General features: G+C 64.9%; 15 protein-coding genes. 9 read left to right on the forward strand and 6 right to left on the reverse strand.

The annotated features are described in order from the left end of the window. Positions 1-211: 211 nt before the first annotated feature. From pcaF to AWB83_RS07730, 6 genes are all read left to right on the forward strand, one after another. The gene (gene pcaF, locus AWB83_RS07705) at positions 212-1,414 is read left to right on the forward strand and encodes a 3-oxoadipyl-CoA thiolase (RefSeq protein ID WP_087043938.1); all 1,203 of its coding nucleotides are present in this window, start codon (positions 212-214) and stop codon (positions 1,412-1,414) included. 12 nt (positions 1,415-1,426) lie between these two features. Beyond that, entirely contained in the window at positions 1,427-2,947 is a 1,521-nt protein-coding gene (gene paaH, locus AWB83_RS07710) for a 3-hydroxyacyl-CoA dehydrogenase PaaH (RefSeq protein ID WP_087043940.1), read from the forward strand. A gap of 32 nt (positions 2,948-2,979) precedes the next feature. Then, complete coding sequence (gene paaK, locus AWB83_RS07715) at positions 2,980-4,320, forward strand: phenylacetate--CoA ligase PaaK (RefSeq protein ID WP_087043942.1); 1,341 nt, start codon at positions 2,980-2,982, stop codon at positions 4,318-4,320. A gap of 243 nt (positions 4,321-4,563) precedes the next feature. Then, entirely contained in the window at positions 4,564-7,752 is a 3,189-nt protein-coding gene (locus tag AWB83_RS07720) for an efflux RND transporter permease subunit (protein ID WP_087043944.1), read from the forward strand. Positions 7,753-7,779: 27 nt separating this feature from the next. Next, entirely contained in the window at positions 7,780-9,000 is a 1,221-nt protein-coding gene (locus AWB83_RS07725; RefSeq protein ID WP_087043946.1) for an efflux RND transporter periplasmic adaptor subunit, read from the forward strand. A gap of 95 nt (positions 9,001-9,095) precedes the next feature. After that, positions 9,096-10,559 (forward strand): efflux transporter outer membrane subunit, encoded by a 1,464-nt coding sequence (locus AWB83_RS07730; protein ID WP_341866687.1) that lies wholly within the window; start codon positions 9,096-9,098, stop codon positions 10,557-10,559. Positions 10,560-10,823: 264 nt separating this feature from the next. Here AWB83_RS07730 and AWB83_RS07735 read toward each other — a convergent pair whose 3' ends face one another. The 3 genes from AWB83_RS07735 to AWB83_RS07745 all read right to left on the reverse strand — a co-directional run bounded on the left by AWB83_RS07735 (position 10,824) and on the right by AWB83_RS07745 (position 13,753). Further along, positions 10,824-11,513, reverse strand: a complete 690-nt coding sequence (locus tag AWB83_RS07735) for a class I SAM-dependent methyltransferase (RefSeq protein WP_244197617.1) — start codon at positions 11,511-11,513, stop codon at positions 10,824-10,826. A gap of 203 nt (positions 11,514-11,716) precedes the next feature. Then, a complete protein-coding gene (locus tag AWB83_RS07740) occupies positions 11,717-12,340 on the reverse strand; it encodes a hypothetical protein (protein ID WP_087043951.1) in 624 nt (207 codons plus the stop codon). A gap of 18 nt (positions 12,341-12,358) precedes the next feature. Further along, positions 12,359-13,753, reverse strand: coding sequence for a selenium-binding family protein (locus AWB83_RS07745; RefSeq protein WP_087043953.1), 1,395 nt, complete (start codon positions 13,751-13,753; stop codon positions 12,359-12,361). Positions 13,754-13,936: 183 nt separating this feature from the next. Here AWB83_RS07745 and AWB83_RS36430 point away from each other — a divergent pair, with 183 nt between their 5' ends. Then, entirely contained in the window at positions 13,937-14,092 is a 156-nt protein-coding gene (locus AWB83_RS36430) for a hypothetical protein (RefSeq protein WP_016345378.1), read from the forward strand. Between the two features lie 89 nt (positions 14,093-14,181). Here AWB83_RS36430 and AWB83_RS07750 read toward each other — a convergent pair whose 3' ends face one another. Next, a complete protein-coding gene (locus AWB83_RS07750; protein ID WP_087043955.1) occupies positions 14,182-14,502 on the reverse strand; it encodes a hypothetical protein in 321 nt (106 codons plus the stop codon). Between the two features lie 85 nt (positions 14,503-14,587). Then, the gene (locus AWB83_RS07755; RefSeq protein WP_087043957.1) at positions 14,588-15,058 is read right to left on the reverse strand and encodes an Lrp/AsnC family transcriptional regulator; all 471 of its coding nucleotides are present in this window, start codon (positions 15,056-15,058) and stop codon (positions 14,588-14,590) included. Between the two features lie 113 nt (positions 15,059-15,171). On the opposite strand from AWB83_RS07755, the gene AWB83_RS07760 reads away from it, so the two are divergent. Further along, entirely contained in the window at positions 15,172-16,110 is a 939-nt protein-coding gene (locus AWB83_RS07760; RefSeq protein ID WP_087043959.1) for a DMT family transporter, read from the forward strand. A 53-nt stretch (positions 16,111-16,163) separates the two neighbouring features. Further along, positions 16,164-17,075: a recombination-associated protein RdgC gene (locus tag AWB83_RS07765; protein ID WP_087043961.1), complete on the forward strand. Its 912-nt coding sequence runs from the start codon at positions 16,164-16,166 to the stop codon at positions 17,073-17,075. Positions 17,076-17,085: 10 nt separating this feature from the next. On the opposite strand, the gene AWB83_RS07770 is transcribed toward AWB83_RS07765, so the two are convergent. Beyond that, positions 17,086-18,147 (reverse strand): GGDEF domain-containing protein, encoded by a 1,062-nt coding sequence (locus AWB83_RS07770; protein WP_087044324.1) that lies wholly within the window; start codon positions 18,145-18,147, stop codon positions 17,086-17,088. Positions 18,148-18,150 lie beyond the last annotated feature (3 nt).

Consider the following 18,150-nt stretch of genomic DNA (forward strand, 5'->3'; position numbering starts at 1 on the left):
CTTCGTGCTGACTTGCCAGTGTCATCCGGTGAGCGAGCGGGTGGTCGTGAGTTTCGACGAGCGCTGAGCGCCACGCATTTCCCGCGTCATGCGCATCGCAACGATGCGCGCGAAGCCGAAGCATTCAAACCAATCCATTCGCGAAGTCGTTAGCAATGCAAGCATTGCGCGACTTCGCCGCAATCAATCATTCTCCACATCGGGACTTGTCATGACAGCAGCCTTCATCTGCGATGCGATTCGTACGCCCATCGGCCGCTACGGTGGCGTCTTCAAGGACGTCCGCGCCGACGATCTCGGCGCCGTGCCGATCACCGCGCTCATGAAGCGCAACGCATCGGTGGACTGGTCGCAAGTCGATGACGTGCTCTACGGCTGCGCAAATCAGGCTGGCGAGGACAACCGCAACGTCGCACGCATGTCGAGCCTGCTGGCGGGCTTGCCCATCGACGTGCCCGGCTCGACGATCAACCGCCTGTGCGGCTCCGGCATGGACGCGGTCGGCAGCGCCGCGCGCGCCATCAAGGCGGGCGACGGCTCGCTCTATATCGCCGGCGGCGTCGAAAGCATGACGCGCGCGCCTTTCGTGATGAGCAAGGCGTCGAGCGCATTCTCGCGTTCCGCCGAGATCTTCGATACGACCATCGGCTGGCGCTTCATCAATCGCACGATGCGCGAGCGATACGGCGTCGACTCGATGCCCGAAACGGCGGAGAACGTCGCTGTCGATTTCGGCATCTCGCGCGACGCCCAGGACCGCTTCGCCCTGCGCAGCCAGCAGCGCGCGGCGCGTGCACAGGCAGACGGCACGCTCGCGCAGGAAATCGTCGCAGTGAACGTGCCGCAAAAGAAGGGCGAAACGATTTCGATCGATCGCGATGAACATCCGCGCGAAACCTCGCTCGAAGCGCTTGCGAAACTGAAGGGCGTCGTGCGTCCCGATGGCAGCGTGACGGCCGGCAATGCATCGGGCGTGAACGACGGCGCGTGCGCGCTCATCATCGCCAGCGAGGAGGCGGTCAGACGCAACGGCCTCACGCCGCGCGCGCGCATCATCGGCATGGCGACGGCAGGTGTCGAGCCGCGCATCATGGGCATCGGTCCCGCGCCGGCGACGCGGAAGCTTCTCGCGCGCACGGGCCTGACGCTCGATCAGTTCGACGTGATCGAGCTCAACGAAGCCTTCGCATCGCAGGGCATCGCGGTGCTGCGCCAGCTCGGACTCGCCGAGGACGATCCGCGCGTGAATCCGAACGGCGGCGCCATTGCGCTCGGGCATCCGCTCGGCGCATCGGGTGCGCGTCTCGTGACGACCGCGATGTACGAACTCGAGCGCCGCAACGGCCGCCTTGCGCTGTGCACGATGTGCATCGGTGTGGGCCAGGGCATTGCGATCGCGATCGAGCGCGTCTGAGGGCCACGAATCATGACGCAGCCTATTCAGACATCGGCGCTCGTCGGCGTGATCGGCGCCGGCGCGATGGGCGCGGGCATCGCGCAGGTCGCGGCGCTAGCGGGCCATACCGTGCTGCTCCACGACCTCGACGCCAAAGCACTCGACAAGGCGCGTACGGGCATCGCGGCGAACGTGCAGCGTTTGATCGACAAGAAGAAGCTCGATGCAATCGCGGGTCACGCCGCGATCGAACGCGTGCGGCCCGTCACGAATCTGGCGGACATGCGCACGGCATCGCTCGTCATCGAAGCCGTCGCCGAACGGCTCGACGTCAAGCGTGCGCTGTTCACGGAGCTCGAGAGCATCGTCGCGCCCGAATGCATTCTCGCGACCAACACGTCGTCCATTTCGATCACCGCTATTGCCGCGCCATTGAAGCATCCTTCGCGCGTGGTCGGCATGCACTTCTTCAACCCTGCGCCGCTGATGGCGCTCGTCGAAGTGGTCAGCGGGCTCGCCACGTCCGAAGCGGTTGCGCAAACGGTGTATGCGACATCGGCCGCATGGGGCAAGAAGCCGGTCTTTGCGAAGTCGACGCCGGGCTTCATCGTCAATCGCGTGGCGCGGCCGTTCTATGCGGAAGCCCTGCGCGTGCTCAACGAGCAGGGCGCCGACGCTGCTTCCATCGATGCGGTCATGCGCGACGCCGGCGGCTTCAGGATGGGTCCGTTCGAATTGATGGATCTGATCGGCCATGACGTGAACTTCGCCGTGACGCAATCGGTGTTCAACGCCTATTTCAATGATCCGCGATTCACGCCTTCGCTGATTCAGCAGGAGTTGGTGAACGCAGGCTTCCTCGGCCGCAAGACCGGCCGTGGCTTCTATGACTACGCCGCCGATGCCGCGAAGCCGGCAGCGCACATCGAGACGAACACGCGCCCGCCTTCGAGGATCGTGCTCGGTGAAAGCGCACCGCTCCATGAGGGGCTGCAATCCCGCATTGCGCAGAACATCGCGAGCGCGCGCCGCGGCGATCCGTCCGGCCTGATCGCGCAGATCGACGATGCCTACCTCTTCCTCACCGATGGCCGCACCGCGACCGAACGCGCGCATGCGCTCGGCATCGACAATGTCGTGCTCATCGATCTCGCGCTCGACTATGCGAATGCGCGCAGCGTGGCCATCACGCGCGCGCGTCAGTGCGCCGACGATGCGTACGCGGCCGCAGCCGGCGCGCTGACGAAGAGCGGGTACGCAGTGGTCCCGTTCAGGGATGTCGCGGGCATGGCCGTGATGTGCACGGTGGCGATGCTCGTCAACGAAGCGGCGGACGCGGTGAATCAGGGTGTCTGTACGAGCGCCGATCTCGATCTGGCGATGGAGAAGGGCGTGAACTATCCGCTCGGGCCGCTGGCCTGGGGCGAGCGCATCGGCATCGAGCGCATTCACGACGTGCTGCTCCATCTGGCGGCGCATTACGGCGAGGACCGTTATCGCGCATCGCCGCTCATTTCGGCCTTGCGTTACTCGGGCCAGCGCTTTCACTGAAGCGATTTCCGTCATCCATTTTTTGAGCCTTCATGCAGGAGACAACCGTGGTTCAATCCATTGCACAGCAAAGCGAACTGGAGCCGATCGAACGCGCGAGCCGGGACGAGCTTCAGGCGTTGCAACTCGAGCGCCTCAAATGGACGCTGCGTCACGCCTATGAAAACGTTCCGCACTATCGCCGCGCGTTCGACGCTGCCGGCGTGCATCCCGACGACCTGCGCGAACTCTCGGATCTCGCGCGCTTTCCGACCACGTCGAAAACCGATCTGCGCGACAACTATCCCTTCGGGCTGTTCGCGGTGCCGCGCGATCAGGTGGTGCGCGTGCACGCATCGAGCGGCACGACTGGCAAGCCGACGGTGGTCGGCTACACGGCGAAGGACATCGACACCTGGGCCAACGTCACCGCGCGCTCGATCCGCGCAGCGGGCGGCCGCAAGGGCGACACGCTGCACAACGCCTTCGGCTATGGCCTCTTCACGGGCGGCCTCGGCATTCACTACGGCGCGGAACGCCTGGGCTGCATGGTCGTGCCGATGTCGGGCGGCCAGACCGAAAAGCAGGTGCAATTGATCCGCGACTTCGAGCCGTCGATCATTCTCGTCACACCGTCGTACATGCTGAACCTGATCGACGAGATGACGCGTCAGGGCATGGACCCGGCGAAGACGTCCCTCAGGATCGGCATCTTCGGCGCGGAGCCGTGGAGCCAGGGTCTGCGCAGCGAGATCGAAACGCGCGCGGGCATTCAGGCGCTCGATATCTACGGGCTTTCGGAGATCATGGGTCCGGGCGTCGCATGCGAATGCATCGAGACGAAGGACGGTCCGACGATCTGGGAAGACCATTTCTATCCGGAGATCATCGATCCGGTGACGGGGGAAGTGCTTCCCGAAGGCAGCACGGGTGAACTCGTCTTCACGTCGCTCACGAAGGAGGCAATGCCGATGATCCGCTACCGCACGCGCGATCTCACTTCGCTCCTGCCGCCCAGCGCGCGCTCGATGCGCCGCCTCGCGAAGATCACGGGCCGCTCGGATGACATGCTCATCATTCGCGGCGTGAACGTGTTCCCGAGTCAGATCGAGGAGTTGGTTCTCGCGATTCCGCAATTGAGCGGCCAATATCAGTTGTGCGTGTCGCGCGAGGGCCACATGGATTCGCTGTCCGTTTCCGTGGAAGCGCGCGCGGAAATCTGCGCCGCCCTGACCGACGGCGAGCGCTCCGGACTCTCGCGGGAACTTCAGCACCGCGTCAAGACGATGGTCGGCGTCTCGACGCAAGTGCGCGTGCTCGATTCGGGTGAACTGCCGACGACCGCGACCGGCAAGGCGAAACGCGTGCTCGACCTGCGTCCCGCGGCGGCCTGAATCTCCCCTTCGTCAAGCGCCCCGCAATCCGCGGGGCGCAACTCGCTTCCCACCATTTGGAGCGCGCGTTCCATTTCCGGTGCGGCCTTGCATTCTTCAGCGGAATTTCTTCCGCATAAACCCTCGCAACCGTTTGCGCAAATTGTTTTGTAAGCTTCAGTTGTGTCATCGTAGCGGATGCATTCGTGCAGCAATCGAACAGTATTCGAATAACGAACACCAAACGGGGCAGGCGGGACTTCGATGTGGATTGTCAGACTCGCGCTCAAGCGCCCGTACACATTCATCGTTCTGTCGCTGCTTCTGCTGATCATCGGTCCGCTCGTCATCCTGCGCACGCCGACGGACATCTTTCCCAACATCGACATTCCGGTGGTGAGCGTCATCTGGTCGTACACGGGTTTGCCTCCGGACCAGATGGAGCGCCGCATCACGCTCAATTACGAGCGCGGCCTGTCGGTGGCGGTGAACGACATCGAGCACATCGAGTCGGAATCGCTGCCGGGCATCGCGGTGATCCGCATCTTCTTCCAGCCGAACGCGAACGTCGATGAAGCGATCGCCGAGATCACGGCGCTCTCGCAGACGCAATTGCGCTCGCTGCCGCCGGGCATCACGCCGCCGAACATCCTGCGTTTCAATGCGTCGACGGTGCCGATCCTGCGGCTCGCGCTGTCGTCGGCGGAACTCACCGAGCAGCAGCTCTACGACTTCGGCAACAGCTTCCTGAAGACGCAGCTCGCGACCGTGCAGGGCGCGTCGGTGCCGCTGCCGTATGGCGGCAAGCAGCGGCAGATCATGGTCGATATCGATTCGCGCAAGCTGCAGGCGAAGAACCTCGCGCCGACCGATGTCGTCAATGCGATCAGCGCGCAGAACCTGATCCTGCCGACGGGCACGGCCAAGATCGGCTCGACGGAATATTCGGTCGGCCTCAACGCGAGCCCGAACACGATCGAAGGGCTCAACGACATCCCGATCCGCACGGGTCCCGGGGGCACGATCTATATCAAGGACGTTGCGCATGTGCGCGACGGCTTTCAGCCGCAGACCAACATCGTGCGCGTGGACGGCACGCGTGCTTCGCTACTCACGATCAACAAGAGCGGCAATGCGTCGACGCTCGATATCGTCGCGCGCGTGAAGAACCTGTTGCCCACGTTGCGCGGCATGGTGCCCGAGTCGCTGAAGATCGAGCCGGTGGCGGATCAATCGCTCTTCGTCCGCGCATCGGTGTCGGGCGTATTGCGTGAAGCGGTGATCGCCGCGGGCCTGACCGCGCTCATGGTGCTGCTCTTTCTCGGCAGCTGGCGCGCGACGCTCATCATCGCGATCTCGATACCGCTCTCGATGCTCACGTCGATCGTCGCGCTCTCCGCGATCGGGCAGACCATCAACATCATGACGCTGGGCGGCCTGGCGCTTGCGGTCGGCATTCTGGTCGACGATGCGACCGTCGCCATCGAGAACATCAGCCAGAACCTGGAGCAGGGCAAGGAGCTGGAGCACGCGATTCTCGACGGCGCGCAGCAGATCGCCGTGCCGACGCTCGTGTCGACGCTCTCCATCTGCATCGTGTTCATTCCGATGTTCCTCCTTACCGGCGTCGCGCACTATCTCTTCGTGCCGATGGCCGAGGCGGTGGTCTTCGCGATGCTCGCGTCGTACTTCTTCTCGCGTACGCTGATCCCGACGCTTGCGAAGTATCTGCTGCGTCATCACGAGCACATGGGCGGCGATGTCGAATCGATGAAAGGTTCGCGCAATCCGTTCGTGCGCATCCATCTCGCGTTCGAGCGTCATTTCGAGGCCGTGCGTAATCGCTATCGAGGTTTTCTTGAAACACAGCTCGCGCATCCGGGGCGCTTCGCGTCGTTGTTCCTGCTGTGCTGCCTGCTGTCGCTCGCGCTCGCGCCGTTCCTCGGACGCGACTTCTTTCCCTCGGTCGATTCGGGCGTGATCGCGCTGCACATGCGCACGAAAACCGGCACGCGCATCGAGGAGACGGCGGCCCTCACCGATCGTGTCGATGCGCGCATCAGGCAACTGATACCGCGCGGCGAGATTCGCTCGATCATCGACAACATGGGCTTGCCCGTGTCGGGCATCAATCTCTCGTACAACAACACGGGCACGATCAGTTCCGCAGACGCGGACGTGCTCATCAGCCTGAACGAGGATCATGCGCCGACGGAAGGCTATATCCACGCGTTGCGCAAGCGCCTGCCGCAAGAGTTTCCCGGCGTGACGTTCTCGTTCCTCCCGGCGGATATCGTCAGCCAGATTCTCAACTTCGGCGTGCCCGCGCCGCTCGATATCGCGATCACCGGGCGCGACGTGCGCGGCAATCGCGTGCTCGCGAATCGCGTGCTGGAGAAGATTCGCCGCGTGCCGGGGCTCGTCGATGCGCGCATCCAGCAGCCGTCCGATCTGCCTTCGATCAACGTGGAAGTCGATCGAACGAAGGCGCTGCAGGCGGGCTTCACGCAGCGCGATGTCGCGAACAATCTGCTCATCACGCTGTCAGGCAGCCAGCAGACGACGCCCACGTTCTGGCTCAATCCGGTGAACGGCGTGAGCTACAACGTCATCACGTCCGCGCCCCAGTACGACATGAACTCGCTGCAATCGGTCGCGAACATTCCGGTCACGTCGGCGAGCGGCAAGACCAATATCCTCGGCGCGCTCGCATCGCTCTCGCGCGGGGCGCGCGATGCGGTCGTCTATCACTACAACGCGCAGACCACCATCAACCTCTATGCGACCACCGAGCGGCGCGATCTGGGCGCGACGTCCGACGACGTGCAGCGCATCCTCGACGAAGCGCGCGGCGAGCTGCCCAAAGGCTCGTCGATCGAGATGCGCGGCCAGGTCGAGACGATGAACGGCTCGTTCTCGGGCTTGGCGTTCGGGCTGATTCTCGCGGTCGTGCTGGTGTACCTGCTGATCGTCGTGAATTTCCAGTCGTGGCTCGATCCGTTCATCATCATCACCGCATTGCCGGGCGCGCTCGCGGGCATCGTGTGGATGCTGTTCCTCACGCACACGACGCTGTCGATTCCCGCGTTGACGGGGGCGATCATGTGCATCGGCATCGCGACGGCGAACAGCATTCTCGTGGTGAGCTTCGCGCGCACGGCGCTCGCCGAGCACGGCGATGCGGTGCGCTCCGCGCTCGAAGCGGGCTATTCGCGTTTCCGCCCGGTGCTGATGACCGCGCTGGCGATGATGATCGGCATGGTGCCGATGGCGATCGGCCTGGGCGAAGGCGGCGAGCAGAACGCGCCGCTCGGCCGCGCGGTGATCGGCGGCCTCATGGTCGGCACGATCGCGACGCTGTTCTTCGTGCCGGTCGTGTTCTCGATCATCTATCGGCGCATGGAAGCGCGCGGCAAGGGTCCGGGCGCGATGGTCAACGAGGCGACGCACTAAAACAATCGATCAGCAGGCGGAGTCAGAATGGAAGAGCAGTTGTCCCAACGATCGGGCAGCACGAAGCGCGGGCGCCTGTGGCTCGTGATCGCGCTCGTGGTGGTCGTGGCGCTCGTCGCGCAAGGGATACTTTCACGGCGCGCGGCGCATGCGGAGCTCGAGCGCGATGCGAACGAGCACGGCGTGCAGACGGTCGAGGTGATCAAGCCGGCGCGCATGAAGGCATCGCAGGATCTGGTGCTCGCGGGCGATATCCGCGCGTTCTCCGATGCGCCCATCTTCGCGCGCACCAACGGTTATCTGAAGCGCTGGACCGTGGACATCGGCACGAAGGTGAAGAAGGGCCAGTTGCTCGCGGAGATCGATGCGCCCGAAATCAACGATCAACTGCGACAGGCGCGCGCCGATGCGCAGACCGCGCGCGCGAACTATCTGCTTGCGAAGACGACTGCCGAGCGCTGGGCGCTGATGCTGAAGAACAATTCGGTATCGCGCCAGGAAACGGATGAGAAAAACGGCGACATGCTCGCCAAGGAAGCCGCGTTGAATGCGGCGCAGGCGAACGTGTCGCGGCTCGAACAGCTCGTGTCGTTCCAGAAGATCTATGCGCCGTTCGACGGCGTCGTGACCGCGCGCAATACCGATGTCGGCCAACTGATCGACGCGGGCAGCGGCGCCGCCGGCCGCGAGCTCTTCCACATCCAGGATGCTTCGACGCTGCGGGTGTTCGTCGACGTGCCGCAGGCGTACGCGCGGATGGTCACGGTCGGTTTGCCCGCCGAGCTGCTGCTCAACGAGGAGCGCAATCGCAAGTTCGAAGGCGTCACGGTGCGCACGGCCGGCGCCGTCGATCCCGTCGCGCGCACGATGCGCGTCGAGGTCGATGTCAAGAACCCGACCGGCGAGCTGCTCGCGGGCGCGTATGCGCAGGTGCGCTTCCAGCTCACGAGCGCGAATCCTTCATACACGCTGCCCGGTAATGCACTTCTATTCCGGCCCGATGGCGTGCATGCGGCAAGCGTCGATGCGAACAATCGCGTGAAGCTTTTGCCGATCACGCTCGGCACGGACTACGGCACGCGGGTGTCCGTGGTTTCCGGTCTGAATGGCGATGAGCGCGTGATCGTCAATCCGCCGGACTCGATCATCGATGGCGCCGAGGTGCGCATCGGCCGTGCGGCGCCGAGTGGGGGCGCGAGTCAGGGCGCGCGCGGCGGAGCAGGGAAGGCAGAGGGAAGCGAGTCGTGATGATGCGTGCGCCTCTTTCCCGGCAAGCGAAGCGGGTTGCATTGCTAACTGCCGCGACGATGGCGACTTTGGCGACTTTGGCGACTTTGGCGACGATGGCGGGCTGCGCAGTCGGACCGGACTATGTGCGGCCCGAAGTGGCGCTGCCCGCTGCGTACAAGTCGCAGACGCCGCTCGATGCGCCTGCCCCTGCATCGGCACCGGCTTCGCAAGACTGGAAGCCCGCCCAACCCGCCGACGCGAAGCCGCGCTCGCCCTGGTGGGAAGTCTATGGCGATCCGCAACTGAACGCGCTCGAGGAACGCGTCGCGACGTCGAACCAGACCGTAGCCGCGGCCGCCGCGCGTTTTCGTGGCGCTCGCGCGGCGGTGGCGCAAGCGCGCTCGGCTTACTTCCCGACGATCACCGCGAACGCGGCATTCAATCAGTCGCGGATATCGTCGAACGTGTTGTACAAGTCGAGCGCGGGCGTCACCGTGCCCGACTATCTGATCGATGCGCAGATCTCCTGGGAGCCGGACCTGTGGGGCCGCATCTCGCGCGCGGTGGAAGGCGGGCGGGCCGAGGCACAGGCCAGCGCGGCGGACCTGCAAAGCGCCATTCTCTCGATGCAGGCGGAACTTGCGACCAGCTATTTCGATCTGCGCGGCACGGTGGAGGAAGAGCGGCTGCTGCAAGCGACGCTGCAGGCCTATGAGAAGGCGCTCGCACTCACGCGCGACCGCTTCGCGGGAGGCGTCGCCGCGGAATCGGACGTCGCGCAGGCGGAAGAGCAATTGCGCGCCACGCAGGCGCAACTAATCGATCTCGAGACCACGCGCACGAGCCTCGTCAACGCGATCGCGATTCTCGTCGGCGAGACGCCGTCGAACTTCACGCTCGATGCCGCGCCGCTCAACGAGGCGCATGCGCCGCATCCTTCGGCCGCGCTTGGCGCGTTGCCGCTCAGCGTGCCGTCCGCGTTGCTCGAGCGGCGGCCGGACATCGCGGCGGCTGAGCGGCGCGTCGCCGAGGCGAATGCGCGCGTTGGCGTGGCGACGGCGGCATTTTTCCCGAACCTGCTGCTGGCCGCGACAGGCGGCCTGGAAGCCACGCGTTTCAGTTCGTGGCTGGAGGCGCCGAGCCGCTTCTGGTCGCTCGGACCACAGCTCGCATTCACGGTGCTCGACTTCGGCGGCCGCGCCGCGGCCCGCGATGCCGCGCGCGCCGCCTACGACGAGAGCGTCGCCGATTACCGGCAAACCGTGCTGACGGCGTTCGGGCAGGTCGAGGACAACCTGAACGCGCTGGAAGTGCTGCGCCGCGAGAGCGAGGCGCAACGCGATGCGGTCGACGCCGCCCAGCGCGCGCTCGGCAAGGTGAGCAACCGCTACGAGAATGGCGCAATCACGTATCTGAGCGTGGTGGTGACGCAGGCGATCGTGCTTTCGGATCAGCGCACGGCGGTGCGCATCGAGCGCCGGCGGATGGCGGCGAGCGTCGCGCTCGTGAAGGCGCTCGGCGGGGGCTGGACCACGGTCGAACTGCCGAGTGCGGAAGAGGTTTCGCGGCGGGATTGAGCTTGCGTCTTGCATGCGTGATACCGGATGGGATAACGCATGCAAAAGACAAAATGCGAAGGCGGAGGAGCGGGCTTCGAAAAGACCCGGCTCATGAGGCACCAGGCGCCCGCCTTATGCAGACAAAAGGGCATGCAAAACGCCATCCCGCATAACGCATGCAGAATGCCGCATGAAAAGCACCAACGCCGGTCAACTTGCCATTGACCGGCGCGGTGTCATCACGTCATCCTGCACCTGCCGAAACCATCAACCATTACCCGTTCAAGCCTTGGGTTTCGGCCGGCAGATCATGAAGTACTGCGAGCTCATCCACCACGGCGCGATCGGCAGCGGGCTCAGATGCGTGGCATCGATCACGAAGCGCTCGCTCACGACGTCGCGCAACTGGCGGAAATCGAAACCCTTGTGCGTCGTGCGCGGATTCGCCGGCCGGCTCACTCGAATGCCGACCATCGCCTTGAACAGTTCGGAAGGCGAGTACTCGGACTTGAACGAGCGGCTGCGGATCATCCAGTTCGATACTTTCGGCCCGATCGCGAGGCCGTACATGATCGGCACCGAGATGACGAATGCGCCGTTCGGCTTCAGGATGCGCGCCGCGTCCGAGAGCAGCGCATCGAGCTCGTCATCATAGAGATGCTCGCAGACCTCGAACGCGGTCAGCACGTCCACGCTTTCCGATGCCACGGAATCGAGCGACTCCGCGTACTTCACTTCGTCGAACGCCGGCGCCATGAACCTGTCGTGGCCGATCAGCGTCACGTCGGGCCGCGCCCCGCCGAGCGTGTGCAGAAAGAGACCCGGTCCCGCGCCGAAGTCCACGACCGTGCCGCGGTTCGCGCACAGTTTGCTGACGAGATGGATTGCCATCGTCATGCGGGTGCGATGCGCGAAGCGTGCGAGCGGATTGCCGGAATTGACTGTTTGTTCTTCGTATGAAATTTCGCGCATCGAAAAGCTCCCCACGTTGTTATCAGCCTGATGGTTCGGTGGTGCGCAGCGTTATTCGTGTTCTTATCGGGCGATATTGCCGGGAGTGGAAAGCCTGCGCAATCGGCGCCGGTAGGCTTTACCCGCCGAACTTCTGCCGACTTCCGCCATGCCTTGCGCCGCGATTCAGGCATCGCGCGGACGCGCCCTGAAACGGCTCGAGACTACACGAAGAGGACCGCGCCGCATGCGATGAGCGCCACACTCCAGAGCCAATCGACGTTGATCCAGCCGCTGCGCAAAAAGCCGAGTCCGCCGCGTTCCTGGATGGACATCGCGAGCATCGAGATCGCGGCGATCACCGCGAGCATGGCGCCCGTATGCACCGTCAGCGCGAGCGCGCTCGCCTCGAAGGCGCCGTCCGACACCTTGCCGGTGCACAGCGGAAGCAGGGCGGGCACGAGCATGAGGCCCGCGCCATGCGCGCTCGACATCACGAAGGACCATAGCGCGAGCCCGGCGAGGCCGGTGCGCATGCCGACGGTCGGCCGTCCGCGATGTCCGCGCCAGGCGCGCCAGACGCCCCAGCCGATCAGCAGCGCGCCGCAAGCGCGCGCAAGGGCGTCGTGGCCGACGACCACGCCGAGCGCGAGCGCGCCGCCGAGCACGAGCGCGACCGACGCCGCGTGACCGAGCGCGATCGGCACGAGCGAGACGAGCGCGACGCGGCGGCTGCGCGCATAGAGGCCGAGCGCGACGGCGAAGAGCCATCCCATCGCGGGATTGAGGCCATGAAACGCGCCCAAGCCCGCGGCCGTGAGGAGCAGCGCGGGCGACGCGGCGTCCATGCGGGCGGCTCGCGGGTGTCAGGGAAAGCAGTACGAATCCGACGAGCAATCGCCGCCTTGCAGCCGGATCTGATGCGGCCGATGTCCCTTCGGCCAGTCGATGAAGAAGTCCTTGTCGACGGCAAGCCCGCCGTTCGGATCGGTGTCGAGCTTGACCATCCAGCCGTCGATGCCGTCGGGATAGAACTGCGCATCCACCGCGCCGTAGAGCGAATTCGTGAAGTAGACGCGGCGGCCGTCGCGGCTCACCTCGACCATCTGCGGGCCGCCGTTCAGCGCGCCATTCCTTGCGCCGGGATGCGTCGCGCGCGACACCACGCCGCCGATGCGCACCTGGCCGGTCAGCTTCGGCGCGAACGGGTCGGCGACATCGTATTGCAGCATGTCGCCCGTGCCCCAGCACGAGACGTAGAGAAAGCGGTCGTCCATCGAGAGGTCGATGTCGGAGACGAGCGGCGGCACCGCGCCGAAGCCCTTCAGCAGCGGGGGCAGCGCATCGGCATCGGCGGGCTCGGCGGGAATGTCGATGATCTTCTTCACCGCCCATTTGTCCTTGTCGCGATACCAGGTCCAGATCGACGAGGACAGGTCCTTCAGGCTGATCACGCAGTTGACGAAGCCATACGCCTTGGTCGGATCGTGCGCGGGACGCAGCTCGAACACGAGCTGATATTCGTCGCCGAAATCGATCTCCTGCACGTGCTTGCGTTTCGTGAAGTCCCAGAAGTGCAGTTTGCGCCCGTACTTCGCGCCGAGCAGGATCTCGGGCACGAGGCCGTTTTCGAAGGTGTCGGGCGTGCCCCATTCGCTCGTGACCATCGTGTCGTAGCCGAGATGCCACCAGCCGTCATAGGCGAGACGTTGCGGGCCGCGATCCACTTCCCATTGGCCGAGCGGATCGAAGCTCTGCTGATCGAGCATCAGCACGCCGCCGGGCGCCTTGCCTTCGGCATTGCCGAGCGCCGTGATGTAGATGCCGCCCGGCCCGCAATGTACGGTATGCGGGCGCGTATAGCCGGTTTTTTCGGCGAGCTCCTCCGGCTCGATCGTCTTCACGATGACGGGCTGCTTCGGATCGGGCTTCGTATCGAGGATATGAATGCGCGAGGAGCGCAGCCCCGGCACGACGAGATAGCGCCGCTCCACATGCGGATGCGGCGCATTCGGGCACAGGCACGACGAGCACGCGTTCCAGCCGAAGTGATGCAGCTCGTCGCCGGTATCGGGCATGGAAATCTCGCCGACGATCTTCGTGTAGCTGGCCGAATCGGGATCCACATCGACTACCGCGATCTTGTCCGGCGTCTTGCGCTCCGGATCGAATGTCGCGACGTACGCGAGCGTTTCGCGGGGTGCCTTCGCGGCGAGCCGCGGGGAAGGGTAGAAGCTCGGATCCGGTTTCCACGTGGCCATGTTGTATCTCCCGGTTGCGTGATCGTCGGCTGATTCGCTTGCAAAGCACTATAGGACACAAGGGCGCCGCATGCTTTCGATGGCTCCGGAGCGCTTCGATGGATTCGTGCTTTGCATTTGCGCGAGCCGGGTGAATCAGCGCCTAAAATATATGCATCGTCCCTTTACCGACAGGAGGTAGCGATGACCGAGCCGATGATCAGCCTGATGGCGGGAGTCATCCTGGTGTTGTGCATCGCGGTGGTTCTCGTGATGCACCACCGGCACCCGCATATCCACACTCCGAAGGCGCGCTGGCTGGACACGCATCCGCCGCGCGACTGGATGCACAGGCGCTGAACGTGCAGCGCAGCATGTGAAGTAAGCAGGGGACACATCCGGCGCCGGCATCGACCGGCGCATTTTTTTTTTGCGCGATGCCGCATTTTTTAGCGTCTTGGCCCTTTCATGGCTTCGGCTTCCATTGCCGCATGCCATTCCTCGCTGTTCTCGATCGGGTCCATGCCTTCGTCGATGAATGCCGATGCGCGCTCGGCCGCCGAGCGCGTTTCCTCGTCGGTTTCCTCGTCGACGACGCCGTCTTCGTCGACGGGCGGCTCCAGCATGTCCTGCAGCATCGCCTCCAGTTCGGGCGTGTCCCACGGCTCGCCGCGCTGCTTTTTCTTCTTGATGTAATGCCGCACTTCGGCATCCTGCTCGGGCGTCAGCGGAAGCCCGCGGAAGGTGCGGTTGGCGTCGAAGTCACTCATGTTCGCTCCTCTCGCGCATAGCCTGTCATGCGTTTTCAAGCGCCCTTAGTGTAACGCCGTTCCTCTGCACGAAAAACCGTGCGATTCAGCCGAGCGGCGGCAGCCGTCTCTCGATCGGCGTCGCCTTCACGAGGGCCGTGCTCGTCGCCGCGCGTTCCGTCACTTTGGAGAGGATGTCGTCGAGATGCTCGATCGAGCGCAGGTAGAGCCGGCACACGTAGCAGTCGTCGCCCGTCACCTTGACGCACTCGACGCACTCGGGAATGCGCCGGATCGCTTCCTCGACGAGATGCAACTGCCCGGGCAGCGGCTGCACGCGCACGATGGCCTGCAGCGTGTAGCCGAGCGCGCGCGGATCGATGTCCACGGTGAAGCCGCGAATCACGCCTTGCGTTTCCAGCCGCCGCACGCGCTCCGCGGTGCTCGGCGCGGACAGGCCGATGCGCTTGGCGAGCTCGCTGATCGCGATGCGCCCGTCGCTCGCGAGCACGGCGATGAGTTCGCGGTCGATTGCATCGATGTCCGCTTGCGGCGGGCTGCTTAAGTTCTTTGTCATGATGTCCTTCGATTCAAAGGTCGAACGACCGATACGCCTTATTTTAGGCATGGTTTTGCACAGAGCGCATCGCTAGACTTGAACGCATCGAAACTCTTCCTGCGTGGATCGAGATGAACACGGAAAGAATCAATGCGCGCTTCGCGGGCGCATCGCAGGTCAATGACTTGCGCCGCGGCGCGATCGAGATGTCGCTTGCGATGCTGATGTCGGGCACGATCGGCTGGCTCGTCGTGTCGTCGGGGCAGGCACCGTGGAACGTGGTGTTCTTTCGCTGTGTGTTCGGCGCAGCGACGCTCATCGCCGTGTGCGCGGCGCTGGGCTTTCTGAAGAGGCGCTATTTCTCGTGGCGCATGATCGGGCTCGTCCTGATCGGCAGCGTGGCGATCGTCGGCAACTGGCTGCTGCTGTTCGCCGCGTATTCGCGCGCATCGATCTCGATGGCGACGACGGTCTACAACACGCAGCCTTTCATGCTCGTCGCGCTCGGCGTGATCGTCCTGCGCGAGCGCGTGACGGCCTCGACGCTCGCGTGGCTGGGCATCGCGTTCGTCGGGCTCGTGATGGTGGTGCGCGTCGAGCCCGCCGTGCTCGCGCTGCCGGGACAGTATCTCGAAGGCATCGCGTATGCGCTCGGCGCGGCTTTCCTGTACGCGATATCGTCGATCGTCACGAAGCGCCTGAAAGGCACGCCGCCGCATCTGATCGCGATGCTGCACGTGCTGTTCGGCATCGTCATGCTCGCGCCGTTCGCGCGCTTCGATCAGGCGCCCGCGTCGCTCGCGGGCTGGACCGATCTCACCGTGCTCGGCATCGTGAACACGGGGCTCATGTACGTGCTGCTCTATGGCGCGATCCAGCGGCTGCCGACCGCGACTACCGGCGCGCTGTCGTTCATCTATCCGGTGGTGGCGATCGTCGTCGACTGGCTCGCGTTCGGGCAACGGCTCGCGTGGCTGCAAGTCGCCGGGGCCGTGCTCATCCTGCTGGCTGCGGCAGGGGTGAATCTGCAGTGGCGGATCGTGCCGCAACGGCTGCGCGCGAACGATTGACGCCAGCTCGTATAGAATGGCGCCCCTTTCCGACTACATCGAAATCCCGCGCCATGTGGTTCAAGAATCTCCAGCTTCATCGTCTTCCCGCGCACTGGTCCGTGACGCCCAATCAAATGCAGCAATGGCTCGAGCCGCTCGCGTTCAGCGCGGCGTCGAGCGTCGAGAACGAGCGGCGCGGCTGGGTCGCGCCGCGCGGTGACGATGCGCTCGTCTACACCGCGAACCGTCAGATGCTCATCGTTTATCGCGCGGAGAAGAAGCTCCTGCCCGCTTCGGTCGTCACGCAGTTCGTGAAGGAACGCGCGGCCGAACTCGAGGAGCAGCAAGGCTTCAAGCCGGGCCGCAAGCAGCTGCGCGAACTGAAGGAGCAAGTCGTCGACGAGCTGTTGCCGCGGGCCTTCAGCATTCGCCGCGACACGCGCGTATGGATCGATCCGGTCAACGGCTGGCTCGCAATCGATTCGTCGTCGGCGAACCTGTGCGACGACATCATCGGCCTGCTCGTGAAGTCGGTCACCGATCTGCCGCTCGCGAGCGTGCGCACGGCGCGCTCGCCGGTTTCCGCGATGACCGAGTGGCTGCTGTCGGGCGATGCTCCCGCGGGCTTCACGCTCGATCGCGACACCGAGCTGCGCTCGGCGGGCGAGGGCAACGCGACGGTCCGCTACGTCGGCCACGCGCTCGAAGCCGAGGACATGCGCCGTCATATCGAAGCGGGCAAGCAGTGCATGCGTCTCGCGATGACGTGGGACGACCGCGTGTCGTTCGTGCTCACGCCTTCGCTGAGCTTGAAGCGCGTGAGCCCGCTCGACGTCATCAAGGAAGCGGCCGACCCCACGGCGGCGAACGACGACGAGCGCTTCGAATCCGATTTCATCCTGATGACGGGCGAACTCGCGCGCATGCTCCCGGACCTGACCGAGGCGCTGGGCGGCGAAGAGGACTTGCGCGCGGCGGCGTAGCGAACGCGCTTCAGGCAGACGCCGACGCGAACGCGTAGCCGTTCTTGCCGTTGCGCTTGACGGTGTACATGGTGTCGTCGGCGGCGGCCACGAGCCGCCAGTAATCGTTGACGCGATCCGGGAAGCTCGCAATGCCGATGCTCGCGCGCACGAGCGAGAGTCCCATCTGCGCATCGGTTTCGCTGACGCTCGCGATGATCCGCTGCGCGATCGCGGCAAGCTCGCCGTCGCTCGAAAACTCGCACACGAGCAGCGCAAATTCGTCGCCGCCGATGCGCGCGACCATGTCGCCGCTGCGCACCGTCTGGCGGAAGCGCCGCGACACCGCGATCAGGAATTCATCGCCGATGCGGTGGCCGTGCGTGTCGTTCACGCGCTTGAAGCCGTCGAGATCGATATACAGCACCGCGATGCGCGCCGACCCGCGCCCGCTGCTCACGAGCGCGTTCGCCGCTTCCTCCAGCGCTGCGAAGAGCTTGCGGCGGTTGGGCAGGCCGGTCATGGGATCGTGCAGCGAGGCATGCTCGAACTCGTTCGAGATGCCCACGAGCTGCCGGTTGCGCTTCGCGTACATGCCGAGCGCCGTGATGAGCACGCCGAAGACGATTGCCGACAGCGCGATCAGCGTATGCGACACGCTCAGGATCCGCGCGCGCACGTCCGCGCTCGCGCGATCACGCTCGGTGTGCCAATAGGCGTAGGCGGAGTCGAGCGCGGAGCTCGCCTCGCCGAGCGCGGTGGCGGGCGAGAGCACGGCCATCGGCAAGGCGGGAGCCGCCATCGGGCTCGACGAAATCAGCGCGTGCAAAGCCGCGAGCCGCGCGGCCAGCTCGATGCGCGTTTCGCGATACGCGGCCCGATGCTGCGTATCGTCGGCGGGCATGCCCTGCAGGGAAATCGCCGCCGCACGGGCCGCATCGGCGCGTTCGACCGCCTCGAGCACGAGGCCGACGTACTCCTGCTGCAATTGCGCCGAGAAGATCGCGCGTACCTGAAACGCGAGGAAAAGCAGGCCGAGCAGGAGACACAGCAAGGCCGCGCCCGCGAGCGGCGCCGGGCCCGGCACGCGCACGCG

Origin of the sequence: Caballeronia ptereochthonis (genome assembly GCF_001545075.1) — a bacterium.
Taxonomy (GTDB): Bacteria; Pseudomonadota; Gammaproteobacteria; order Burkholderiales; family Burkholderiaceae; genus Caballeronia; species Caballeronia ptereochthonis.